The sequence below is a fragment of the Bacillus pacificus genome, from assembly GCF_020861345.1.
GTDB lineage: Bacteria > Bacillota > Bacilli > Bacillales > Bacillaceae_G > Bacillus_A > Bacillus_A pacificus.
On record NZ_CP086328.1, the window covers coordinates 1,503,413 to 1,526,271 of the forward strand.

A 22,859-nucleotide genomic window follows, 5' to 3' on the forward strand; every position below is an offset into this window, starting at 1 on the left:
CTTGTTAACATAATAAAAATTATGGGTAAGGAGAATTGTGATGAAAAGAGAACGATTATTACATCTTCATTACTTGTTAGCAGACCATTGGAAGGCGATAGAGAGGCTATTACATGTCGATCCAGAATTGAAGGAAATATACAATTTTAATGCAAAACAAATTGAATGTTACACTGGAATATCCTCGAAAAAATCTTCAGAATTAGTAAATTTTCTTCAAAGTTCAAATCTCCCACAATATATATCTTATTTAGAGAAAAATCGATTCTTTTATATGACAATATGGGATGAAGATTATCCAAAATTATTACGTGAAATACAAGATCCTCCCTTTGTATTATATGGAAAAGGAGAAAAAGATTTTCTCAATAAAGTGAATAAATTAGCGGTTGTTGGAACAAGAGAACCGAATTTATATGGATATGAAAGTTTGAAATTTATTTTACATCCATTATTAGAAAAGGAATGGCTTGTTGTCAGTGGATTTGCAAGAGGGATAGATGCGATGTCTCATGAAATTACAGTAAGACGGCATTGCCCAACAATCGCGATACTAGGACATGGATTATCGTATATATATCCAAGAGAGAATCGATATTTATATGAAGTGTGGAATGAATATATATTGTTATTAACAGAGTATCCGCCGCACTATGCACCGAAAAAATGGTATTTTCCAAAAAGGAATCGGATTATTAGTGGCATAAGTAAAGGTGTTTTAGTTGTAGAAGCGAAATCGAGAAGTGGAACACTTATTACCGCAGACCTTGCTCTAGAGCAAAATAGAGAGGTATTTGCACTTCCTGGACCTATATTTATAGATAGTGCATCAGGAACAAATCATCTCATTCAACAAGGAGCGAAACTAGTAAGAAATGCAGAAGATATACTGGAAGAGATTTTAAATTAACCTTATATTTTTATGTTTTTATTAAACAATTATTGACAAATGGTAGATAGGCACTGTATGGTATATTCATTCTTGATTGACAAAAACAAGAGAAATCAATAAGATTAATGAAGACTTGAATCCACCTCTTAAGGAGGCACTAGCATGTCAGATTACCTCGTAATCGTGGAGTCGCCTTCTAAGGCGAAGACCATTGAGAAATATTTAGGGAAAAAATACAAAGTTGTCGCGTCTATGGGACACGTTCGCGATTTACCTAAAAGCCAAATGGGGATAGAAGTAAAGAACAACTTCACCCCGAAGTATATTACCATTCGTGGTAAAGGTCCCGTCTTAAAAGACTTAAAATCAGCAGCAAAAAAAGCAAAGAAAGTCTATCTCGCGGCCGATCCAGACCGCGAAGGGGAAGCTATTGCTTGGCATTTAGCCAATACGTTAAATGTGGACGTTGAATCAGATTGCCGAGTTGTGTTTAATGAGATTACAAAAGATGCAATAAAGGAATCCTTTAAACATCCTCGCGCGATTAACATGAATTTAGTAGATGCACAACAAGCAAGACGTATACTAGATCGTCTTGTTGGTTACAATATTAGTCCTTTATTATGGAAGAAAGTAAAAAAAGGATTAAGTGCAGGACGCGTACAATCTGTAGCAGTTCGTTTAATTATCGAACGTGAAAGAGAAATTCAAAGTTTCGAGCCTGAAGAATTCTGGACAATTAAGACAGAATTTGTGAAAGGGAAAGACACATTTGAAGCAAGCTTTTACGGTGTAGATGGTGAAAAGGTTCAATTAACGAATGAAACACAAGTGAATGAAATAATTGAACGGCTGAAAGATAATGCGTTCTCAGTTGAAAATGTAACGAGAAAAGAGCGAAAACGTAATCCGGCATTACCATTTACAACATCTTCCTTGCAACAAGAGGCGGCGCGTAAGTTAAACATGCGAGCAAAGAAAACGATGATGCTTGCGCAGCAATTGTATGAAGGAATTGATCTTGGAAAACAAGGAACTGTAGGTCTTATTACGTATATGAGAACTGATTCAACACGTATCTCAGAAACAGCTCAAACAGAGGCACGTACGTACATTACTGAGGCGTTTGGTACGGAATACATAGGAACAGAAAAGAAGAAAGAAACGAAGAAGTCGAACGCACAAGATGCGCATGAGGCAATTCGTCCTACTTCGGTAATGAGAAAGCCAGAGGAACTAAAGAGTTTCTTAAGTCGTGATCAACTTCGATTGTATAAATTGATTTGGGAGCGATTTGTTGCAAGTCAAATGGCGTCTGCTATAATGGATACTGTGACAGCGAGACTCATTAATAATAATGTTCAGTTCCGTGCAAGTGGATCGGTTGTAAAGTTCCCAGGATTTATGAAAGTGTATGTAGAGTCGAAAGATGATGGGGCTGAAGAAAAGGATAAGATGTTGCCACCTTTAGAAGTAGGGGAAACCGTATTTTCGAAGGATTTAGAACCGAAGCAACACTTTACACAACCTCCGCCGCGCTATACAGAGGCTCGTTTAGTAAGAACACTTGAAGAGCTTGGAATTGGAAGACCGTCGACTTACGTACCGACACTTGAAACGATTCAAAAACGTGGATATGTAGGTTTGGATAATAAACGCTTCGTTCCAACTGAACTAGGTGAAATAGTAATTGAACTTATTTTAGAGTTTTTCCCAGAAATTATTAACATTGAATTTACTGCTAACATGGAGCAAAGCCTCGATGAAGTAGAAGAAGGAAATGCGAATTGGGTAAAAATTGTTGATGATTTCTACGTAGGATTTGAACCGCGTTTAGAAAAAGCGGAAAAAGAAATGCGTGAAGTGGAAATTAAAGATGAACCAGCTGGGGAAGATTGTGAATTATGTAATCACCCAATGGTCTTTAAAATGGGTAAATACGGGAAATTTATGGCTTGCTCGAATTTCCCAGATTGTCGTAATACAAAACCGATTGTGAAAGAAATCGGTGTTACTTGTCCGAAATGTGATAAAGGTCAAATTATTGAGCGTCGTAGTAATAAAAAGAAACGTCTTTTCTATGGGTGCGGTACGTATCCAGAGTGTGACTTTGTATCTTGGGATAAGCCGATTGGCCGTAAATGTCCGAAGTGTGAAGGTATGCTAGTAGAGAAGAAGTTGAAAAAAGGCGTACAAGTACAATGTATTTCGTGTGATTATGAAGAAGAACAACAAATGTGAGCGTAACTGCTCACATTTTTTTCGGGAAGAAAAGGAAAGGTGATAAATATATGACAACACAAGTAGTAAATGTCATTGGCGCAGGTCTTGCAGGAAGTGAAGCAGCTTACCAAATTGCAAAACGTGGTGTCCAAGTAAGATTATACGAAATGAGACCGGTAAGGCAAACGCCAGCTCATCACACAGATAAATTTGCAGAATTAGTATGTAGTAACTCGCTTCGCGCAAACACATTAACAAATGCTGTTGGTGTTATTAAAGAAGAAATGCGTTTAATGGATTCTGTTATTATTCGTGCAGCTGATGAGTGTTCTGTACCAGCAGGAGGGGCTTTAGCGGTAGATCGTCATGAATTTGCGGCAAAAGTAACGGAATATGTGAAAAATCATCCGAACGTAACTGTGGTGAATGAAGAAATTACTAAAATTCCAGAAGGTCCTACTGTTATCGCGACAGGTCCACTTACGTCGCCTGATCTTTCTGCGCAATTAAAAGAATTAACGGGTGAAGACTACTTTTATTTCTATGATGCAGCAGCACCGATTGTTGAGAAAGACAGCATTGATATGAATAAAGTGTATTTAAAATCTCGTTACGATAAAGGTGAAGCGGCATATTTAAACTGTCCAATGACGGAAGAGGAATTTGACCGTTTTTACGAGGCTTTAATCGCTGCTGAAACAGTACCTTTAAAAGAATTTGAAAAAGAAATTTTCTTTGAAGGTTGTATGCCAGTAGAAGTTATGGCAAGTAGAGGAAGACAAACACTAGTATTTGGACCGATGAAACCTGTTGGATTAGAAGATCCGAAAACAGGGAAAACGCCATATGCTGTTGTTCAGTTACGCCAAGATGATGCAGCGGGAACGTTATACAATATCGTAGGTTTCCAAACGCATTTAAAATGGGGACCGCAAAAAGAAGTGTTACAGTTGATTCCAGGACTGGAAAACGCAGAGATTGTACGTTATGGTGTAATGCATCGTAATACGTTTATTAATTCACCTAACTTGCTTCGTCCAACATACCAATATAAACAACGTGATGATTTATTCTTCGCTGGTCAAATGACTGGAGTGGAGGGATATGTTGAATCAGCGGCTTCAGGATTGTTAGCAGGTATCAACGCTGCTCGACTTGTAAAAGGTGAAGAGCCGGTTGTATTACCACCTGTAACTGCGATGGGAAGTATGGCGAATTATATTACTGCGACAAATGCAAAAAACTTCCAACCGATGAATGCAAACTTCGGTCTGTTTGCACCGTTAGAGAAGAAAATTAAAAAGAAAGCAGAACGTAATGAAGCCTATGCAACACGCGCTTTAGAAACGATTCGAAATTTTGTAAATATTTAGTTAAATTTCTTGCAAAGGCTACTAAGTTGTGATACGATTTAGTAGCCTTTATTGAGGTGAATTGTGTGAATGTGAAGAAATTGTTACAATTATTCGTTGGATATTTACAAATTGAAAGAAATTATTCAAAATATACAATTGCAAGTTATCAAAATGATTTAGAACATTTTGTGCAATTTATGGAGCGAGAAGGCATATCCTCTTTTTTAGATATTACATACGCGGATGTTCGTTTGTACTTAACGACGTTGCACGATGAAAAGTTAGCCCGTAAATCTGTCGCAAGAAAAGTATCAAGCTTACGAAGTTTATATCGTTTTTTGATGCGTGAAGGTTATCGGAAAGATAATCCGTTTGCACTTGCGTCACTCCCCAAAAAAGAATTGTCAATCCCAAAGTTTTTATATGCTGAAGAATTAGAGGAATTATTTGAAGTTTCTGATACGGGAACCCCGTTAGGTCAAAGGAATCAAGCTTTATTAGAGTTGATGTATGCGACCGGGATCCGTGTGAGTGAATGTGTCAATTTACAACTTACCGATATTGACTTTGCGGTGGGGACAATTTTAGTAATGGGAAAAGGAAAAAAACAAAGGTATATTCCGTTCGGGAGCTATGCACAAGATGCTTTAATTACTTATATAGAGAACGGGAGAAAACAGTTAGCCAAGAAAACTGAAGAACAATCTCATATGGTATTTTTAAATGCGAAAGGCACGCCGCTGACAAGTCGAGGAGTACGCTATGTATTAAATGAACTCATTAAGAAAGCTTCACTGACAATGCGTATAAGTCCTCATATGTTAAGGCATACATTTGCTACACATATGTTAGATGAAGGGGCAGATTTACGTACTGTACAGGAGCTACTCGGTCATGAAAATTTGTCTACGACACAAATTTATACGCATGTCTCTAAAGAAAGATTGCGTTCTGTCTACATGAAGCATCACCCACGGGCATAAATTGCTTTTAAAGCTATAAAAACATATAAAGGAGTTTTTTCTATGGGAAATTTCCACGCTACAACGATATTTGCAGTTCATCATAATGGAGAATGTGCAATGGCTGGAGATGGCCAGGTGACAATGGGAAATGCTGTTGTAATGAAACATACAGCTCGTAAGGTTCGTAAACTTTTTCAAGGGAAAGTTTTAGCTGGTTTTGCAGGTTCAGTTGCTGATGCATTTACTCTTTTTGAAATGTTTGAAGGGAAATTAGAAGAGTATAATGGAAACTTGCAGCGTGCTGCTGTTGAGATGGCGAAGCAATGGCGCGGTGACAAAATGTTACGTCAGCTAGAAGCGATGCTCATTGTCATGGATAAAACAACTATGCTCCTTGTTTCAGGTACGGGAGAAGTGATTGAACCGGATGATGGTATTTTAGCAATTGGATCTGGCGGAAATTATGCGCTTTCAGCAGGTCGTGCTTTAAAACAATATGCAAGTGAACATTTAACAGCGAAGCAAATTGCGAAAGCGAGTTTAGACATTGCAGGCGATATTTGTGTGTATACAAACCACAATATAATTGTGGAAGAATTGTAGAATCGTAAGGGAGGCATTTTATATGCATTTACATTTTACTCCGCGTCAAATTGTGGAAAAATTAGATCAATACATTATCGGTCAAAAAGATGCGAAGAAAGCGGTTGCTGTAGCTTTAAGAAATCGATACCGCCGAAGTAAATTAGCTGAAAATCTACGTGATGAAATTGCACCTAAAAATATTTTAATGATTGGACCGACAGGTGTTGGTAAAACAGAGGTAGCACGACGAATGGCGAAACTCGTTGGAGCACCTTTTATTAAGGTTGAAGCTACGAAATTTACAGAAGTTGGATATGTAGGTAGAGATGTAGAATCGATGGTACGTGACCTTGTGGAAACGTCAGTTCGCATTGTAAAAGAAGAAATGGTAGTAAAAGTACAAGACAAAGCAGAAGAACAAGCGAACCAACGTCTTGTTGAAATTTTAGTACCGAGTCCGGAGAAGCAATCTGGATTTAAAAACCCATTAGAAATGCTATTTGGTGGCGCTCAAAATTCGAATCAAACAACAGATTCACAGGAAGATGTTGAAATCGAAAAGAAACGTCAAGATGTGGAAAGAAAGCTTGCTGCAGGACTTCTTGAAGATGAAATTGTATCGATTGAAGTGACTGAACAACAGTCTTCCATGTTCGATATGCTGCAAGGAACTGGCATGGAACAAATGGGGATGAATTTCCAAGATGCATTAGGAAGTTTTATGCCGAAAAAAACAAAAAAACGTAAACTTTCTGTAAAAGAAGCAAGAAAAGTCTTGACAAATGAGGAAGCACAGCGCTTAATTGATATGGATGAAGTTACACAAGAGGCTGTTTATCGTGCTGAACAGCTCGGGATTATTTTTATCGATGAAATTGACAAAATTGCTGGTAAGCAGTCGAATAGTGTAGATGTATCACGTGAAGGTGTGCAACGTGACATTTTACCAATTGTAGAAGGATCAAATGTTGCGACAAAATACGGATCAGTAAAAACGGATTATATTTTATTCGTTGCAGCTGGAGCGTTTCATATGTCTAAACCGTCAGATTTGATTCCGGAATTACAAGGGAGATTTCCGATTCGAGTAGAATTAACAAAATTATCGACGGATGATTTTGTTAAAATATTAATCGAGCCTGACAATGCGTTAATTAAACAATATATTGCTTTATTAGCGACTGAAGGTATAGAAATTGAATTTTCAGACGAAGCTATTCGTAAGATTGCTGAGATTGCTTATCAAGTTAATCAGGATACAGATAATATTGGAGCAAGAAGACTTCATACGATTATGGAGAAGCTCCTTGAAGATTTATCGTTTGAAGCATCTGAAATTACGTTAGAGAAAATAACGATAACGCCTCAATACGTTGAGGAAAAATTAGCAACGATTGCTAAAAATAAAGATGTGAGCCAGTTTATTTTGTAATAGTGTCATCAGGTGACTCGCCCTAGTTTCCAAGTGATGAAAAAATATGTGAGTAACATGTAGGAGGAACTTTTGAAATGGAATTATTAGCAAAAACAAGAAAATTAAATGCGTTATTACAGAGCGCAGCAGGAAAGCCTGTAAACTTTAGAGAAATGTCTGACACAATGTGTGAAGTAATCGAAGCGAACGTATTCGTAGTAAGCCGTCGTGGTAAATTACTAGGTTATGCAATTCACCAACAAATCGAGAATGAGCGTATGAAACAAATGCTTGCAGAGCGTCAATTCCCAGAAGAGTATACACAAAGCTTATTCAACATTACAGAAACATCTTCAAACTTAGATGTAAACAGTGCTTACACAGCATTCCCAGTAGAAAATAAAGAATTATTTGGTCAAGGCTTAACTACAATCGTACCGATCGTTGGTGGCGGTGAGCGTCTAGGTACATTAGTTTTAGCTCGTCTTGGTCAAGAGTTCTTAGATGATGATTTAATTCTTGCTGAGTACAGCTCAACTGTTGTAGGTATGGAAATTTTACGTGAAAAAGCAGAAGAAATTGAAGAAGAAGCACGTAGCAAAGCTGTTGTTCAAATGGCGATCAGCTCATTATCTTACAGTGAGTTAGAAGCAATCGAGCACATCTTCGAAGAATTAAACGGAACAGAAGGTTTACTTGTTGCAAGTAAAATTGCTGACCGTGTAGGAATCACTCGTTCGGTAATCGTAAATGCACTTCGTAAATTAGAAAGTGCTGGTGTAATTGAGTCGCGTTCTTTAGGTATGAAAGGAACATACATTAAAGTATTAAACGACAAATTCTTACATGAACTTGCTAAATTAAAAACAAACTAATTTATAAAACTCTTCTCATTTTTTGAGGAGAGTTTTTTTGTATAACAGATTGATGTTGTTCGTACATAGCGTCATAATCGCATTTTTTTGAAAAGCCATGAATTGCATTTCACTTTTTGCTTAAAAGAAATGCAGGTTGGTAATACTAGAATTCGAGTATGAACAAAGAAAGTTTTACATTGTTCGCATTTTCGACTTGATTGTAATATTTCAGTATGATATAGTAAGCAGTGGTGTCAGTACAAAGTACACACGTTTACTGATTTAAGTGTTGGTGCTACGTTTGTAGTTTCGCTTAGAGATGAAGTAAACGGAGGATATCAAAAACCATTTAGGAGGAACTATATTATGTCAGTAATTTCTATGAAGCAATTGCTTGAAGCTGGTGTTCATTTCGGACATCAAACTCGTCGTTGGAACCCAAAAATGAAGCGTTACATTTTCACAGAGCGTAACGGTATCTACATCATCGACTTACAAAAAACTGTGAAAAAAGTTGAGGAAGCTTTCAAAGTTATGCGTGACATCGCTGCTGAAGGCGGAGACATCTTATTCGTAGGTACTAAAAAACAAGCACAAGAAGCTATTAAAGAAGAAGCAACTCGTGCTGGTATGTACTTCGTTAACCAACGTTGGTTAGGTGGAACTTTAACTAACTTCCAAACAATCCAAAAGCGTATCAAGCGTCTTAAAGACATCGAAAGAATGCAAGAAGATGGTACTTTCGAAGTACTACCTAAGAAAGAAGTTGTTCAACTTAAAAAAGAGTTAGAGCGTCTTGAGAAATTCTTAGGCGGTATTAAAGATATGAAAGGTCTTCCAAGTGCATTATTCGTAGTAGACCCTCGTAAAGAGCGTATTGCAGTTGCTGAAGCACGCAAATTACACATTCCAATCATCGGTATCGTTGATACAAACTGTGATCCAGACGAAATCGATCACGTTATCCCAGCGAACGATGATGCAATTCGTGCTGTAAAACTTCTTACATCTAAAATGGCAGACGCGATCCTTGAAGCAAAACAAGGTGAAGAAACTGTTACTGCGTAACAAAGTTGGAAAGGTGATAAGGGGTTCGGCCTTTTATCACCTTTTTTAAGGTATAAACACCTTTATAAAAGGTATAAATACATATTTTAGGAGGATGAAAAGTATGGCAATCACTGCACAAATGGTAAAAGAATTACGTGAAAAAACTGGCGCAGGTATGATGGACTGCAAAAAAGCTTTAACAGAAACTAACGGCGACATGGAGAAGGCAATTGACTTCTTACGTGAAAAAGGTATCGCGAAAGCTGCTAAAAAAGCAGACCGCATCGCTGCTGAAGGTTTAACTTTCATCGAAACAAACGGTAACGACGGTTTAATCTTAGAATTAAACTCTGAAACTGATTTCGTTGCGAAAAACGAAGGTTTCCAAACATTAATTAAAGAATTAGCTGCTCACTTATTAGCTAAGAAACCTGCTAACGTTGAAGAAGCTATGGCTCAAACAATGGAAAACGGTAAAAAAGTTGAAGAGCACATCAACGAAGCAATCGCTAAAATTGGTGAAAAGCTTACACTTCGTCGTTTCGAAATCGTATCAAAAACTGATGCAGATGCATTCGGTGCTTACCTACACATGGGTGGACGCATTGGTGTTCTAACAGTTCTTGAAGGTTCTACTGATGAAGCGGCTGCTAAAGACGTAGCAATGCACATCGCTGCAGTTAACCCTAAATACATCGATCGTGATGCTGTAACAGCTGAAGAAGTTGAGCATGAGCGTCAAGTATTAACACAACAAGCATTAAACGAAGGCAAGCCTGAAAAAATCGTTGCAAAAATGGTTGAAGGCCGTCTAGGCAAATTCTTCGAAGAGATTTGCTTACTTGACCAAGCATTCGTTAAAAACCCTGATATGAAAGTTCGTCAATTCGTTGAGTCTAAAGGCGCAACATTAAAAGGATTCGTTCGCTACGCTGTTGGTGAAGGTATCGAAAAACGCGAAGACAACTTTGCTGAAGAAGTAATGAACCAAGTAAAAGGTAGTAACTAATACAGATTAGGGAACACATTGTGTTCCCTTTTTTAAAATAAAGATGTAAGCAATTGGAGGTTCATTATGAGTAAACCGAAATATAATCGTGTCGTTTTAAAGCTGAGTGGAGAAGCTTTAGCTGGCGAGCAAGGATTTGGAATCAACCCAGCTGTTATTAAGTCAGTTGCGGAACAAGTGAAAGAAATTGCAGAACTAGATGTAGAGGTTGCTGTTGTTGTTGGCGGCGGTAACATTTGGCGTGGAAAAATTGGAAGTGAGATGGGCATGGATCGTGCAGGAGCGGATTACATGGGCATGTTAGCGACAGTTATGAATTCATTAGCTCTTCAAGATAGCTTGGAGAACATCGGAATTCAAACTCGCGTACAAACTTCAATTGAAATGCGTCAAGTGGCAGAGCCTTACATTCGTCGTAAAGCAGTTCGTCACTTAGAGAAAAAACGTGTTGTTATCTTCGCAGCAGGTACTGGTAACCCATACTTCTCTACAGATACAACGGCAGCATTACGTGCGGCGGAAATTGAAGCTGACGTAATTTTAATGGCGAAAAACAATGTGGATGGCGTATATAATGCAGATCCATCTATTGACCCAACAGCTACGAAATACGAAACACTTACTTACTTAGATGTATTAAAAGAAGGTTTAGGTGTAATGGATTCTACAGCTTCTTCTCTATGTATGGATAATGATATTCCATTAATTGTATTCTCAGTTATGGAAAAAGGGAATATTAAACGTGCCGTGTTAGGCGAAAATATCGGAACAGTTGTAAGGGGGAAATAAATATGGGACAACAAGTATTGAAGTCTGCAAATGAAAAAATGGAAAAAGCGGTTGCTGCTTATTCACGCGAATTAGCAACAGTTCGCGCTGGTCGTGCAAACGCGTCTGTATTAGATAAAGTACAAGTTGATTACTATGGTGCACCAACACCAGTTGTGCAATTAGCGAACATTACAGTTCCAGAAGCACGTTTACTTGTAATTCAACCGTATGATAAAACTTCTATCGGTGATATCGAAAAAGCAATTTTAAAAGCAGATTTAGGCTTAAACCCTTCTAATGATGGAACTGTAATTCGTATTGCATTCCCTGCATTAACAGAAGAGCGTCGTCGTGATCTTGTAAAAGTTGTGAAAAAATATGCTGAAGAAGCAAAAGTTGCTGTTCGTAACGTACGTCGTGACGGTAACGATGATCTTAAGAAGCTTGAAAAAGCTGGCGAGATTACAGAAGACGATTTAAGAGGATATACTGAAGATATCCAAAAAGAAACAGATAAATATATTGCAAAAGTTGACGAAATCGCAAAAAACAAAGAAAAAGAAATCATGGAAGTGTAATAGCGATACTTTCGCAAATATGACCCTCTTCTTAAGGGGGTCTTTTTACACTTTTAGGCATACGTCTGCTTGTTGGAGGGTATGAATGATGTTTAAAAACTTTCCTTTTTTTAAAGGTAAAAAGGACACATCGTTTGATCATCTCGTTGAAGAAGTGAAAAAAGGATACATCCCAGAACATATTGCCATCATTATGGATGGTAATGGAAGGTGGGCAAAGAGGAGAGCGATGCCTCGTATTGCGGGACATCATGAAGGCATGCAAGTTGTAAAGAAAATCACAAAATTTGCAAGCAAACTTAATGTGAAAGTATTAACTCTTTATGCTTTTTCAACTGAGAACTGGAAAAGACCGAAAAAGGAAGTTGATTATTTAATGAAGCTTCCAGAAGAATTTTTAGGTACATTTTTACCAGAATTGATTGAAGAGAACGTACAAGTCCGTGTAATAGGGCAACAAGATCGTCTTCCTACGCATACACGCAGAGCGATGGAGAAGGCCATGGAAGAGACGAAAGAGAATACGGGATTAATTCTGAATTTCGCGTTAAACTATGGAAGTCGAGATGAAATCGTTTCTGCTGTGCAACATATGATGAAAGATCGTGAGGAAGGAAAAGTTCGTGTTGAAGATGTAAGCGAAGAAATGCTTTCTTCCTACTTAATGACGAGTTCTTTACCTGACCCAGAGTTGTTAATCCGTACGAGCGGAGAGCTACGTATTAGTAATTTCATGTTATGGCAAATTGCATATTCGGAATTTTGGTTTACAGATGTGTATTGGCCAGATTTTACCGAGGAACATTTGCTAAATGCGATTACAGACTTTCAGCATAGAGGGCGCAGATTCGGAGGCGTGTAGAAAGAGAGGGTTTGGTAGTGAAACAGAGAATTATTACTGGAGTGGTTGCTGCCGCGCTATTCATTCCCATCGTAATTTACGGTGGCGTGCCTTTTACGGTTTTAGTGTATGCACTTGCTTCTATAGGTTTATATGAATTAATTCGTATGAATAAGCTTACGCTTATTTCAGTACCAACAGTTTTAGCTGCAGTATTATTATGGATTATTTTAATTCCAAGTAGTGCATCAGAACTGTTTACTTGGATTGGATTAGGTAAATTAGAAATCACATTTGTGATTGTTCTATTACTTTTATCATATACAGTCCTTTCTAAGAATACATTTACTTTTGACAATGCTTCATTTTTACTAATGGCAACAACATATGTTGCAATGGGATTCTTATATTTGAATGAAACGAGAATTTTAGGAATTAAATATGTGTTTTGCGCATTATTTGTTATATGGGCTACTGATTCAGGCGCATATTTCGTAGGAAAAGCATTAGGAAAAAGAAAGTTATGGCCAGAAATTAGTCCAAATAAAACGATTGAAGGTTCATTAGGCGGCATCGTTTGTGGAATTATTGTAGCGCTTGTTTACAACATGTTTTTCCCAGTGGAATCGAATGTAGTAATTTTAATTGTGCTGACAATTATCATTTCTATTTTTGGACAAATTGGTGATTTAGTACAATCTGCATTTAAACGTCATTATGGCGTAAAAGATTCAGGTACAATTTTACCTGGACATGGTGGTATATTAGATCGAACAGATAGTTGGTTATTCGTTTTACCAATTCTCTACTTCTTATTACAATACAATTAATAAATGAACGAGGGGTTGGAGTCATGAAAAACATTAGTTTATTAGGTGCAAGCGGATCAATTGGTACACAAACTTTAGATGTATTACGCTCGCACCCAGACCAATTCCGTCTCGTTGCTTTTTCTGTAGGGAAAAATATTGACTACGCAGTAAAAGTCATTCAAGAATTTTCTCCGCAAATTGTCTCTGTGCAAAGAGAGGAAGATGTTTTAAAATTACAAGCTGTCTCTGGTAATACAAAAATTGTATATGGTAGTGAAGGACTTTTAGAAGTAGCATTACATCCAGATGCGGAGATCGTAGTAAATGCTGTTGTAGGTAGCGTAGGGTTGTTACCAACACTTCGTGCAATTGAGGCGAAAAAAACAATTGGAATTGCAAACAAAGAAACGTTAGTAACTGCAGGGCATCTTGTAATGGAAGCAGCGCGAAAACATAATGTTTCGTTACTTCCAGTAGACAGTGAACATTCAGCTATTTTTCAATGCTTGAATGGTGAAAATGAAAAAAGAATTTCTCGACTAATTATAACGGCTTCTGGTGGAAGTTTCCGTGATAAAACGAGAGATGAATTGCATCATGTGACCGTAGAAGATGCGCTTCGACATCCAAACTGGTCAATGGGTTCGAAAATTACAATTGATTCTGCTACAATGATGAATAAGGGGCTAGAAGTAATTGAAGCACATTGGCTTTTTGGTATCCCTTACGAGCAAATCGATGTTGTTTTACATAAAGAAAGTATTATTCATTCTATGGTTGAATTTGAAGATCGTAGTGTGATGGCACAGCTTGGCTCACCTGATATGCGAGTACCAATTCAATACGCACTTACATATCCTGATCGATTGCCTCTTTCAGACACAAAGCAGTTAAATTTATGGGAAATGGGTACATTGCATTTTGAGAAAATGAACCAAGAACGTTTCCGTTGCTTGCGCTTTGCGTATGAAGCTGGAAAAACAGGTGGAAGTATGCCGGCTGTAATGAATGCAGCGAATGAAGTAGCTGTTGAAGCTTTTTTACAAAAGAGAATTGGTTTCTTAACAGTGGAAGACCTCATTGAAAAAGCAATGAACCATCACAATGTCATTGCACGTCCGAGCTTAGAGGAAATTCTGGAAATTGATGCAACCACAAGACGGTTTGTGATGGAACAAATTTAGCAAAGGTGGTATGGAATTGAATACAGCGATTGCCTTTATATTAATTTTCGGTGCACTCGTATTTTTCCATGAGCTAGGGCATCTATATTTCGCAAAAAGAGCAGGTATTTTATGCCGTGAGTTTGCGATTGGTTTTGGTCCGAAAATATTCTCATTTGAAAAGAATGAAACGGTGTATACGATTCGATTATTGCCCCTTGGTGGCTATGTAAGAATGGCTGGCGAGGATGCAGATACAGTTGAGTTAAAGCCTGGGAAAAAGGTTGGCCTTGTATTAAACGAAAAAGACGAAGTTGTAAAATTAGTTTTTGATGGATATGAAAAGTATCCAAATGTTCGCGTGATTGAAGTGGAACAAGCTGATTTAGAGCATAATTTAACAATTTCGGGTTATGAAGAGTACGAGGAAGAGCTTCAAACATTCCGAGTGAATGAAAAGGCTCGTATTATTACTGCCGGTGAAGAAATTCAAATTGCTCCGTATAATAGACAGTTTGGCTCTAAGAAATTAGGTCAACGTGCTTTAACGATCTTTGCGGGTCCTGCAATGAATTTCATTTTAGCATTTGTTATTTTTGTGATTCTTGGATTTGTACAAGGTGTTCCTGTTGACAAACCAATGGTCGGAAAAGTGATGGAGAATAGTGCGGCAGAGCAAGCTGGATTAAAAGAAAATGATACAATTCAAGCTATTGATGGGAAAAACACAAGTACATGGAAAGATGTTGTTACCATTGTACGTGAAAATCCGAATAAAGAAATTACGTTACAAGTAAAGCGTGATAGTGAACAGTTTAATGTGAAAGTAACGCCAACGCTTGATAAAGAAGGTAAAGAAGAAGTTGGTAGAATCGGTGTTTACTCTCCTGTAGAAAAAACAGTGATGGGTTCTATTAAATCAGGTTTTGAACAAACATACCAATGGACGAAACTAATTTTTGAGTCTCTTGTGAAATTAGTAACCGGCCAATTCTCTATTAATGAGTTGTCAGGTCCAGTAGGAATTTATAATCTAACAGATCAAGTTGTAGATTATGGATTTACGCGTGTATTAAGTTTAGCAGCCGTTTTAAGTATTAACCTTGGTTTATTTAACCTACTACCAGTTCCTGCTTTAGACGGTGGACGTTTGTTCTTCTTCTTAATTGAGGCGTTACGCGGGAAACCAATTGACCGTCAAAAAGAAGGAATGGTTCACTTTATTGGTTTTGCATTATTAATGTTACTTATGTTAGTAGTAACTTGGAATGACATTCGTAAGTTTTTCTTGTAAAATAAAGTGAAACTTATAATGAAATAGAGCTCGTAGAATAAAATCCCTCACCTAACTCGAGGTGAGGGGTTTTCCTGCGTATAAGAGTAAAATGAAGAGGTGCGAATAAATGAAACAAAGTATGGTATTTAGTCCTACATTACGTGAAGTTCCAGCTGATGCTGAAATTAAGAGTCATCAGTTATTACTTCGTGCAGGTTTTATGCGTCAAAATGCTTCTGGTATTTATAGCTTTTTACCATTTGGATTAAAAGTGCTACACAAAGTAGAACGAATTGTTCGAGAAGAAATGGAGCGCGCAGGTGCTGTAGAATTATTAATGCCAGCGATGCAAGCTGCAGAATTATGGCAAGAGTCAGGTCGTTGGTATTCTTACGGATCTGAATTAATGCGTATGAAAGATCGTAATGCTCGTGAATTTGCATTAGGAGCGACACATGAAGAAGTAATTACGGATCTTGTACGTGATGAAGTGAAATCATATAAAAAATTACCGTTAACATTATATCAAATTCAAACAAAATTCCGTGATGAACAAAGACCTCGTTTCGGTTTATTACGTGGAAGAGAGTTTCTAATGAAAGATGCATACTCTTTCCATGCTACACAAGAGAGCTTAGATGAAGTGTACGATCGCTTATACAAAGCATACTCTAACATTTTCGCTCGTTGTGGCTTGAATTTCCGTGCGGTTATTGCTGATTCAGGAGCAATGGGCGGAAAAGATACACATGAATTTATGGTATTATCTGATGTTGGTGAAGATACAATTGCATACTCTGATACATCTGATTATGCAGCGAACATCGAAATGGCTCCTGTTGTAGCTACGTATACGAAGAGTGACGAAGCAGAAAAAGCGCTTGAAAAAGTAGCAACACCAGACCAAAAAGCAATTGAAGAAGTATCTGCCTTCTTAAACATCGAAGCTGAAAAGTGCATTAAGTCTATGGTATTTAAAGTAGATGAGAAATTAGTAGTTGTACTTGTTCGTGGTGATCATGAAGTAAACGATGTAAAAGTGAAAAATGTATACGGTGCTTCCGTTGTTGAGCTTGCCTCTCATGAAGAAGTAAAAGAATTATTAAATTGTGAAGTTGGTTCATTAGGTCCAATTGGTGTAACAGGTGATATTGAAATTATTGCTGATCACGCTGTAGCATCGATTGTCAACGGATGTTCAGGAGCTAACGAAGAAGGGTTCCATTATGTAAATGTAAATCCAGAACGTGACTTTAAAGTAAGTCAATATACGGATTTACGATTCATTCAAGAAGGAGATCAATCTCCAGACGGAAACGGAACAATTCTTTTCGCACGCGGAATTGAAGTTGGTCATGTATTCAAATTAGGAACTCGTTATAGTGAAGCAATGAACGCAACATTCCTAGATGAAAACGGAAAAACACAACCACTTATTATGGGTTGTTACGGCATTGGTGTGTCTCGTACAGTGGCAGCAATTGCAGAGCAGTTTAATGATGAGAACGGTTTAGTTTGGCCAAAAGCTGTTGCACCGTTCCATGTGCATGTAATTCCAGTAAATATGAAATCTGATGCACAACGTGAAATGGGTGAAAACATCTATAACTCATTACAAGAGCAAGGATATGAAGTATTACTAGATGATCGTGCAGAACGTGCAGGCGTTAAATTTGCTGATGCTGATTTATTCGGCCTTCCAGTTCGCGTGACAGTTGGTAAAAAAGCAGACGAAGGTATTGTAGAAGTGAAAGTACGTGCTACAGGTGAGTCTGAAGAAGTGAAAGTAGAAGAGCTTCAAACATATATTGCTAATATTTTAAAATAAGAAGAGGTACCTCATAACGAGGTACCTTCTCTTTCTTTGTAAACGTATTTTGTAAAAGAAGAAGGGAGAAATCTTTCTTTGTAGTACGTTTCAATTTATAATAGCAAATGGAAGGAGAGTGCTTATGTCTTTAACAAATGAACAACAAGAGCGATTTCAAATTTTGCTCCAGCAGTTGCAAATACCAGAAGACCTTATAAATCAATATTTACAAGGCGGTGGCATTGAAAAGCTAGTTATTGATAAAGCGAATAAAAGTTGGCATTTTGACTTACAAGTGCCGCGTATTTTGCCTACAGAATTATATGAATTGCTAGAAACAAAGCTTAAGCAATCATTTTCTCATATTGCAAGAACAACATTTGCATTAGAAACAGAGAACAAACAATTTACTGAAGAAGAAGTGAGGGCGTATTGGCCACTTTGTACGGAACGAATTACATTTTCACCTATGTTTGCTTATTTAAAGAAGCAGCTTCCGCAGGTTAATGGAGTGAAGTTACTTATAAATGTGAATAATGAGCTGGAATCTACTGCTTTAAAGAAAAACGTTGCGAAACCAGTAGGGGATCAATACGAGGCTTTTGGATTCCCGCGTTTCCAGCTAGACACACATATACAGCAAAATACAGAAGAAATGCAAAAGTTTCGTGAGCAAACGCAGCAAGAGGACCGCGAGCGTGTTATACAAGCTATGGAAGAAATGGCGAAGAAGCAAGCTGAAGAAAGTAGCGTTGTGCATGAAGGACCGATCACACTCGGGTATCTTATTAAGCCAGATGAAGAGATTACACCGATGCGAGAAATTCAAGATGAAGAAAGAAGAAAAACAGTTCAAGGATATGTCTTCCATGTGGAAACGAAAGAGCTTCGTAGTGGACGTACGTTATTAACTTTAAAAATAACGGATTATACAGATTCGATTATGATCAAAATGTTCTCACGTGATAAAGAAGATATTCCAATGCTACAATCCTTGAAAAAAGGAATGTGGGTGAAGGCTCGTGGTTCTGTTCAAAATGATACATTTGTTCGAGATTTAGTAATGATTGCAAATGATATTAATGAAATAACAGGACCGTCTCGTAAAGATAAAGCACCAGAAGGCGAAAAACGTGTAGAGCTGCATCTTCACACGCCAATGAGTCAAATGGATGCTGTTACTCCAGTTTCTAAGCTTGTTGCTCAAGCAGGTAAATGGGGGCATGAGGCTATTGCCATTACAGACCATGCTGTTGCACAGTCATTCCCAGAAGCATATTCAGCTGGGAAAAAAGCCGGAATTAAAGTTATATATGGTGTGGAAGCAAACTTAGTGAATGACGGTGTACCAATAGCGTATAACGAAGCGCATCGTTTACTTGCAGAGGAAACGTATGTTGTTTTCGACGTTGAGACGACAGGTTTATCAGCTGTATATGATACAGTTATTGAGTTAGCTGCTGTAAAAGTAAAAGGCGGCGAAATTATTGACCGCTTTGAATCTTTTGCAAATCCGCATCAACCATTATCGGCAACGATCATTGAATTAACAGGTATTACAGATGATATGTTAACCGACGCACCAGAAGTGGACGAAGTGTTTAAAAAGTTTGAAGAATGGATGGGCGACCATACACTTGTTGCTCATAACGCAAGCTTCGATATGGGCTTTATTAACGTAGGATTTAAAAAAGCTGGTTTAGAAAAAACAAAAAATCCAGTAATAGATACGTTAGAGCTTGCACGATTCTTATTCCCAGAAATGAAAAATCACCGTTTAAATACGTTGTGTAAAAAGATGGATATCGAATTAACGCAACATCACCGTGCAATTTATGATACAGAAGCAACGGGATATTTACTTGTAAAAATGTTAAAAGAGGTAATTGAAAAAGGTTTTGAATATCACGATCAATTAAACGATAGTATGGGACAAGGGGATGCATATAAACGCGGGCGTCCAAGTCATATGACATTACTTGCTACATCGGATGTTGGATTGAAAAATTTATATAAACTTGTTTCATATTCTCATTTAAATTACTTTTACCGTGTACCACGAGTACCAAGATCACTATTAAAAAAGTATCGTGAAGGTATTTTAGTAGGAACGGCTTGTGATAAAGGTGAAGTGTTTGAGGCGATGATGCAAAAAGCTCCTGAAGAGGTAGAAGAAATTGCGCAGTTCTACGATTACATTGAAGTAATGCCACCAGAAGTGTTACGTCATTTAGTAGAGCGTGAACTCGTTCGAGATGAGGGACAATTAAAAACAATCATTTCTAACTTAGTAAAACTAGGTGAGACGTTAGATAAACCAGTTGTTGCTACCGGAAACGTACATTATTTAGATCCAGAAGATGCAATGTATCGTAAAATTTTAGTAAGTTCACAGGGTGGAGCGAATCCGTTAAACCGACATTCATTACCACCTGTACATTTCCGTACAACGGATGAAATGTTAGAGTGTTTCTCATTTTTAGGTGAAGACGTAGCGAAAGAAATTGTCGTAACGAATACACAAAAGATTGCATCATTAATTGGTGATGTTCATCCAGTAAAAGATGATCTATATACACCGAAAATTGAAGGTGCAGATGATGAAACGCGTGATATGAGTTATAAAATGGCGCGTAGCATTTATGGTGAAGAGTTACCTGAAATAGTAGAAGCCCGTTTAGAAAAAGAATTAAAAAGTATTATTGGTCATGGATTCGCCGTAATTTATTTAATTTCACATAAACTTGTGAAAAAATCATTAGTAGACGGATATCTAGTAGGTTCGCGTGGATCGGTAGGTTCATCATTCGTTGCAACGATGATGGAAATTACAGAAGTAAACCCATTACCACCACATTATGTATGTCCGAAGTGTAAGCAATCAGAATTCTTTAATGATGGTTCTGTAGGGTCTGGTTTCGACTTACCGGATAAAGAATGTCCTACATGTAATGTTCCATACGTAAAAGATGGACATGATATTCCGTTCGAAACGTTCCTTGGATTTAAAGGAGATAAGGTACCCGATATCGATTTGAATTTCTCCGGGGAATATCAACCACGTGCCCATAACTATACGAAAGTACTGTTCGGTGAAGATTATGTATATCGTGCAGGAACGATTGGTACAGTTGCGGAAAAAACGGCTTATGGATATGTAAAAGGTTATGCGAACGATCATAACTTGACGATTCGAAATGCAGAAATTGATCGCTTAGTAGCAGGATGTACCGGTGTAAAACGTACAACAGGACAGCATCCAGGTGGTATTATCGTTGTGCCAGATTACATGGACATTTTTGATTTCTCACCGATACAGTATCCGGCAGATTCAATAGGGGCTGAGTGGAGAACGACACACTTTGACTTCCACTCGATTCATGATAATTTATTGAAACTTGATATACTAGGACACGATGATCCGACAGTTATTCGTATGTTACAAGATTTAAGTGGTATTGACCCGAAAACAATCCCAACGGATGATCCAGAAGTAATGAAAATTTTCTCAGGGCCAGAATCGTTAGGCGTAACGGAAGAACAAATTAACTGTAAAACAGGTACACTTGGTATACCAGAGTTTGGTACGAAATTCGTAAGACAGATGTTAGAAGAGACGAAACCGACGACATTCTCAGAGTTAGTCCAAATTTCTGGATTATCACATGGTACGGACGTATGGCTAGGTAATGCAAACGAATTAATTTATAACGGTACATGTACGCTGAGTGAAGTTATCGGTTGTCGTGATGACATCATGGTATATTTAATCTATCAAGGTTTAGACCCATCATTAGCCTTCAAAATCATGGAGTCAGTACGTAAAGGTAAAGGTGTACCAGAAGAATGGGAAGAGGACATGAAAAATAATAATGTACCAGGTTGGTATATTGATTCATGTAAGAAGATTAAGTACATGTTCCCTAAAGCCCATGCGGCTGCATACGTACTTATGGCCGTGCGTATTGCATACTTTAAAGTACATTTCGCGCTTCTATTCTATGCGGCATACTTTACCGTTCGTGCAGATGACTTTGACGTAGAAGCGATGGCGAAAGGTTCAGCATCTATACGTGCAAGAATTGATGAAATTGCGCAAAAAGGTTTAGATGCAGCGCCGAAAGAGAAGAGTTTATTAACGGTACTAGAAATGACACTTGAAATGTGTGAGCGTGGATACTCATTCCAAAAGGTTGATTTGTATCGTTCACATGCAACAGACTTTATTATTGATGGAGACTCATTAATTCCTCCATTTAATGCGGTACCTGGTCTTGGTACGAACGCAGCTTTAAGTATTGTGGAAGCTCGTAAAAATGGAGAATTCTTATCAAAGGAAGACTTGCAGCAGCGTAGTAAGGTTTCGAAAACAATTATTGAGTACTTAGATAGTCAAGGTTGTTTAGGTGATTTGCCGGATCAAAACCAGTTATCACTGTTCTAATAGGTAGGAAAAGTCTTTGCAAATCAACATTTGCTATGGTATACTATTAACCGAGATAACCATGTCATGTATATTGTGTGAAAAAAAGAGTGGGGAAACCCACTCTTTCGTGTTACTATCTACATTTTATTGATGTGGAGAGGTAAGAAATTTCTGTCGTATATACATATTTTGTTACAAGTTTTACTTCTTAAATTTGGTAATACTAAGACAGATATTCCCTGCTTAACGGCAGGGGCTTTTGTTAGCTAACGAGAAAGAATAAGATAGACCGTTCTATGGGCGGGGTCTTTTCTTGTAAATGGTACATGGCGGCAGGAAGGAGGCTGTTTATGGATAAGAAAGTCACAGAAGTTGTAGAAGCATTTGCGCAGCCAATCGTTGAAGAGTTAAATCTTGAACTTGTAGATGTAGAGTATGTGAAAGAAGGACAAGACTGGTTCTTACGCGTATTCATCGATTCTGAAAAGGGAGTCGACATTGAAGAATGCGGTGCGGTGAGTGAACGTTTAAGCGAAGCTTTAGATAAAGAGGATCCAATTCCTCATCTTTACTTTTTGGATGTGTCATCTCCTGGAGCAGAACGCCCATTAAAGAAAGAGAAAGACTTCCAGCAAGCGGTAGGAAAACAAGTGGCAATTAAAACATATGAGCCGATTGATGGTGAAAAGATGTTTGAAGGAAAAATGCTTTCCTACGATGGTACTACAATTACACTATTATTAACAATTAAAACACGTAAAAAAGAAATCCAAATTCCAATGGACAAAGTTGCAAATGCGCGACTTGCTGTTACGTTTTAGTTAGAAGGGGG

Annotated in this window: 18 protein-coding genes; all 18 read left to right on the plus strand. The window is 37.7% G+C overall.

The window, feature by feature from the left end; genetic code table 11:
* Positions 1–40: 40 nt before the first annotated feature.
* A complete protein-coding gene (gene dprA / locus LMD38_RS07960; protein ID WP_000818028.1) occupies positions 41–910 on the plus strand; it encodes a DNA-processing protein DprA in 870 nt (289 codons plus the stop codon).
* Positions 911–1,054: 144 nt separating this feature from the next.
* Positions 1,055–3,133, plus strand: a complete 2,079-nt coding sequence (topA, locus tag LMD38_RS07965; RefSeq protein ID WP_001286972.1) for a type I DNA topoisomerase — start codon at positions 1,055–1,057, stop codon at positions 3,131–3,133.
* A 50-nt stretch (positions 3,134–3,183) separates the two neighbouring features.
* On the plus strand, positions 3,184–4,488 hold the full coding sequence (gene trmFO / locus LMD38_RS07970; RefSeq protein WP_012644562.1) for an FADH(2)-oxidizing methylenetetrahydrofolate--tRNA-(uracil(54)-C(5))-methyltransferase TrmFO: 1,305 nt from the start codon (positions 3,184–3,186) through the stop codon (positions 4,486–4,488).
* Positions 4,489–4,553: 65 nt separating this feature from the next.
* Complete coding sequence (gene xerC, locus LMD38_RS07975; protein WP_016718302.1) at positions 4,554–5,453, plus strand: tyrosine recombinase XerC; 900 nt, start codon at positions 4,554–4,556, stop codon at positions 5,451–5,453.
* A gap of 42 nt (positions 5,454–5,495) precedes the next feature.
* On the plus strand, positions 5,496–6,038 hold the full coding sequence (gene hslV / locus LMD38_RS07980; protein ID WP_000526271.1) for an ATP-dependent protease proteolytic subunit HslV: 543 nt from the start codon (positions 5,496–5,498) through the stop codon (positions 6,036–6,038).
* Between the two features lie 22 nt (positions 6,039–6,060).
* Entirely contained in the window at positions 6,061–7,452 is a 1,392-nt protein-coding gene (hslU, locus tag LMD38_RS07985) for an ATP-dependent protease ATPase subunit HslU (protein WP_000550081.1), read from the plus strand.
* A gap of 77 nt (positions 7,453–7,529) precedes the next feature.
* A complete protein-coding gene (codY, locus tag LMD38_RS07990) occupies positions 7,530–8,309 on the plus strand; it encodes a GTP-sensing pleiotropic transcriptional regulator CodY (RefSeq protein WP_000421288.1) in 780 nt (259 codons plus the stop codon).
* Between the two features lie 348 nt (positions 8,310–8,657).
* On the plus strand, positions 8,658–9,359 hold the full coding sequence (gene rpsB, locus LMD38_RS07995; RefSeq protein WP_000111483.1) for a 30S ribosomal protein S2: 702 nt from the start codon (positions 8,658–8,660) through the stop codon (positions 9,357–9,359).
* 103 nt (positions 9,360–9,462) lie between these two features.
* Complete coding sequence (gene tsf / locus LMD38_RS08000; protein WP_001018580.1) at positions 9,463–10,350, plus strand: translation elongation factor Ts; 888 nt, start codon at positions 9,463–9,465, stop codon at positions 10,348–10,350.
* Between the two features lie 66 nt (positions 10,351–10,416).
* The gene (pyrH, locus tag LMD38_RS08005; protein WP_000042663.1) at positions 10,417–11,139 is read left to right on the plus strand and encodes a UMP kinase; all 723 of its coding nucleotides are present in this window, start codon (positions 10,417–10,419) and stop codon (positions 11,137–11,139) included.
* 2 nt (positions 11,140–11,141) lie between these two features.
* The gene (frr, locus tag LMD38_RS08010) at positions 11,142–11,699 is read left to right on the plus strand and encodes a ribosome recycling factor (protein WP_000531500.1); all 558 of its coding nucleotides are present in this window, start codon (positions 11,142–11,144) and stop codon (positions 11,697–11,699) included.
* Positions 11,700–11,784: 85 nt separating this feature from the next.
* Positions 11,785–12,561 (plus strand): undecaprenyl pyrophosphate synthase, encoded by a 777-nt coding sequence (uppS, locus tag LMD38_RS08015; RefSeq protein WP_000971300.1) that lies wholly within the window; start codon positions 11,785–11,787, stop codon positions 12,559–12,561.
* 17 nt (positions 12,562–12,578) lie between these two features.
* Entirely contained in the window at positions 12,579–13,370 is a 792-nt protein-coding gene (gene cdsA, locus LMD38_RS08020; protein ID WP_000813584.1) for a phosphatidate cytidylyltransferase, read from the plus strand.
* 23 nt (positions 13,371–13,393) lie between these two features.
* Positions 13,394–14,536: a 1-deoxy-D-xylulose-5-phosphate reductoisomerase gene (gene dxr, locus LMD38_RS08025; protein ID WP_000790363.1), complete on the plus strand. Its 1,143-nt coding sequence runs from the start codon at positions 13,394–13,396 to the stop codon at positions 14,534–14,536.
* A gap of 16 nt (positions 14,537–14,552) precedes the next feature.
* Positions 14,553–15,809 (plus strand): RIP metalloprotease RseP, encoded by a 1,257-nt coding sequence (rseP, locus tag LMD38_RS08030; protein ID WP_001090246.1) that lies wholly within the window; start codon positions 14,553–14,555, stop codon positions 15,807–15,809.
* A gap of 109 nt (positions 15,810–15,918) precedes the next feature.
* The gene (locus LMD38_RS08035) at positions 15,919–17,619 is read left to right on the plus strand and encodes a proline--tRNA ligase (RefSeq protein WP_000814305.1); all 1,701 of its coding nucleotides are present in this window, start codon (positions 15,919–15,921) and stop codon (positions 17,617–17,619) included.
* Positions 17,620–17,743: 124 nt separating this feature from the next.
* Positions 17,744–22,045 carry a PolC-type DNA polymerase III gene (locus LMD38_RS08040; RefSeq protein WP_062821668.1) on the plus strand — a complete coding sequence of 1,434 codons (4,302 nt, stop codon included), beginning with the start codon at positions 17,744–17,746 and terminating at the stop codon, positions 22,043–22,045.
* A gap of 332 nt (positions 22,046–22,377) precedes the next feature.
* Positions 22,378–22,848: a ribosome maturation factor RimP gene (rimP, locus tag LMD38_RS08045; RefSeq protein WP_000359097.1), complete on the plus strand. Its 471-nt coding sequence runs from the start codon at positions 22,378–22,380 to the stop codon at positions 22,846–22,848.
* Positions 22,849–22,859 lie beyond the last annotated feature (11 nt).

Bases quoted from the DNA above. Each gene is read 5' to 3' on its own strand.
- frr (WP_000531500.1), top strand. From the start codon at position 11,142: ATGGGACAACAAGTATTGAAGTCTGCAAATGAAAAAATGGAAAAAGCG.
- dprA (WP_000818028.1), top strand. From the start codon at position 41: ATGAAAAGAGAACGATTATTACATCTTCATTACTTGTTAGCAGACCAT.
- uppS (WP_000971300.1), top strand. From the start codon at position 11,785: ATGATGTTTAAAAACTTTCCTTTTTTTAAAGGTAAAAAGGACACATCG.
- rimP (WP_000359097.1), top strand. From the start codon at position 22,378: ATGGATAAGAAAGTCACAGAAGTTGTAGAAGCATTTGCGCAGCCAATC.
- LMD38_RS08040 (WP_062821668.1), top strand. From the start codon at position 17,744: ATGTCTTTAACAAATGAACAACAAGAGCGATTTCAAATTTTGCTCCAG.
- rpsB (WP_000111483.1), top strand. From the start codon at position 8,658: ATGTCAGTAATTTCTATGAAGCAATTGCTTGAAGCTGGTGTTCATTTC.
- trmFO (WP_012644562.1), top strand. From the start codon at position 3,184: ATGACAACACAAGTAGTAAATGTCATTGGCGCAGGTCTTGCAGGAAGT.
- topA (WP_001286972.1), top strand. From the start codon at position 1,055: ATGTCAGATTACCTCGTAATCGTGGAGTCGCCTTCTAAGGCGAAGACC.
- dxr (WP_000790363.1), top strand. From the start codon at position 13,394: ATGAAAAACATTAGTTTATTAGGTGCAAGCGGATCAATTGGTACACAA.
- pyrH (WP_000042663.1), top strand. From the start codon at position 10,417: ATGAGTAAACCGAAATATAATCGTGTCGTTTTAAAGCTGAGTGGAGAA.
- codY (WP_000421288.1), top strand. From the start codon at position 7,530: ATGGAATTATTAGCAAAAACAAGAAAATTAAATGCGTTATTACAGAGC.
- tsf (WP_001018580.1), top strand. From the start codon at position 9,463: ATGGCAATCACTGCACAAATGGTAAAAGAATTACGTGAAAAAACTGGC.
- hslU (WP_000550081.1), top strand. From the start codon at position 6,061: ATGCATTTACATTTTACTCCGCGTCAAATTGTGGAAAAATTAGATCAA.
- LMD38_RS08035 (WP_000814305.1), top strand. From the start codon at position 15,919: ATGAAACAAAGTATGGTATTTAGTCCTACATTACGTGAAGTTCCAGCT.
- hslV (WP_000526271.1), top strand. From the start codon at position 5,496: ATGGGAAATTTCCACGCTACAACGATATTTGCAGTTCATCATAATGGA.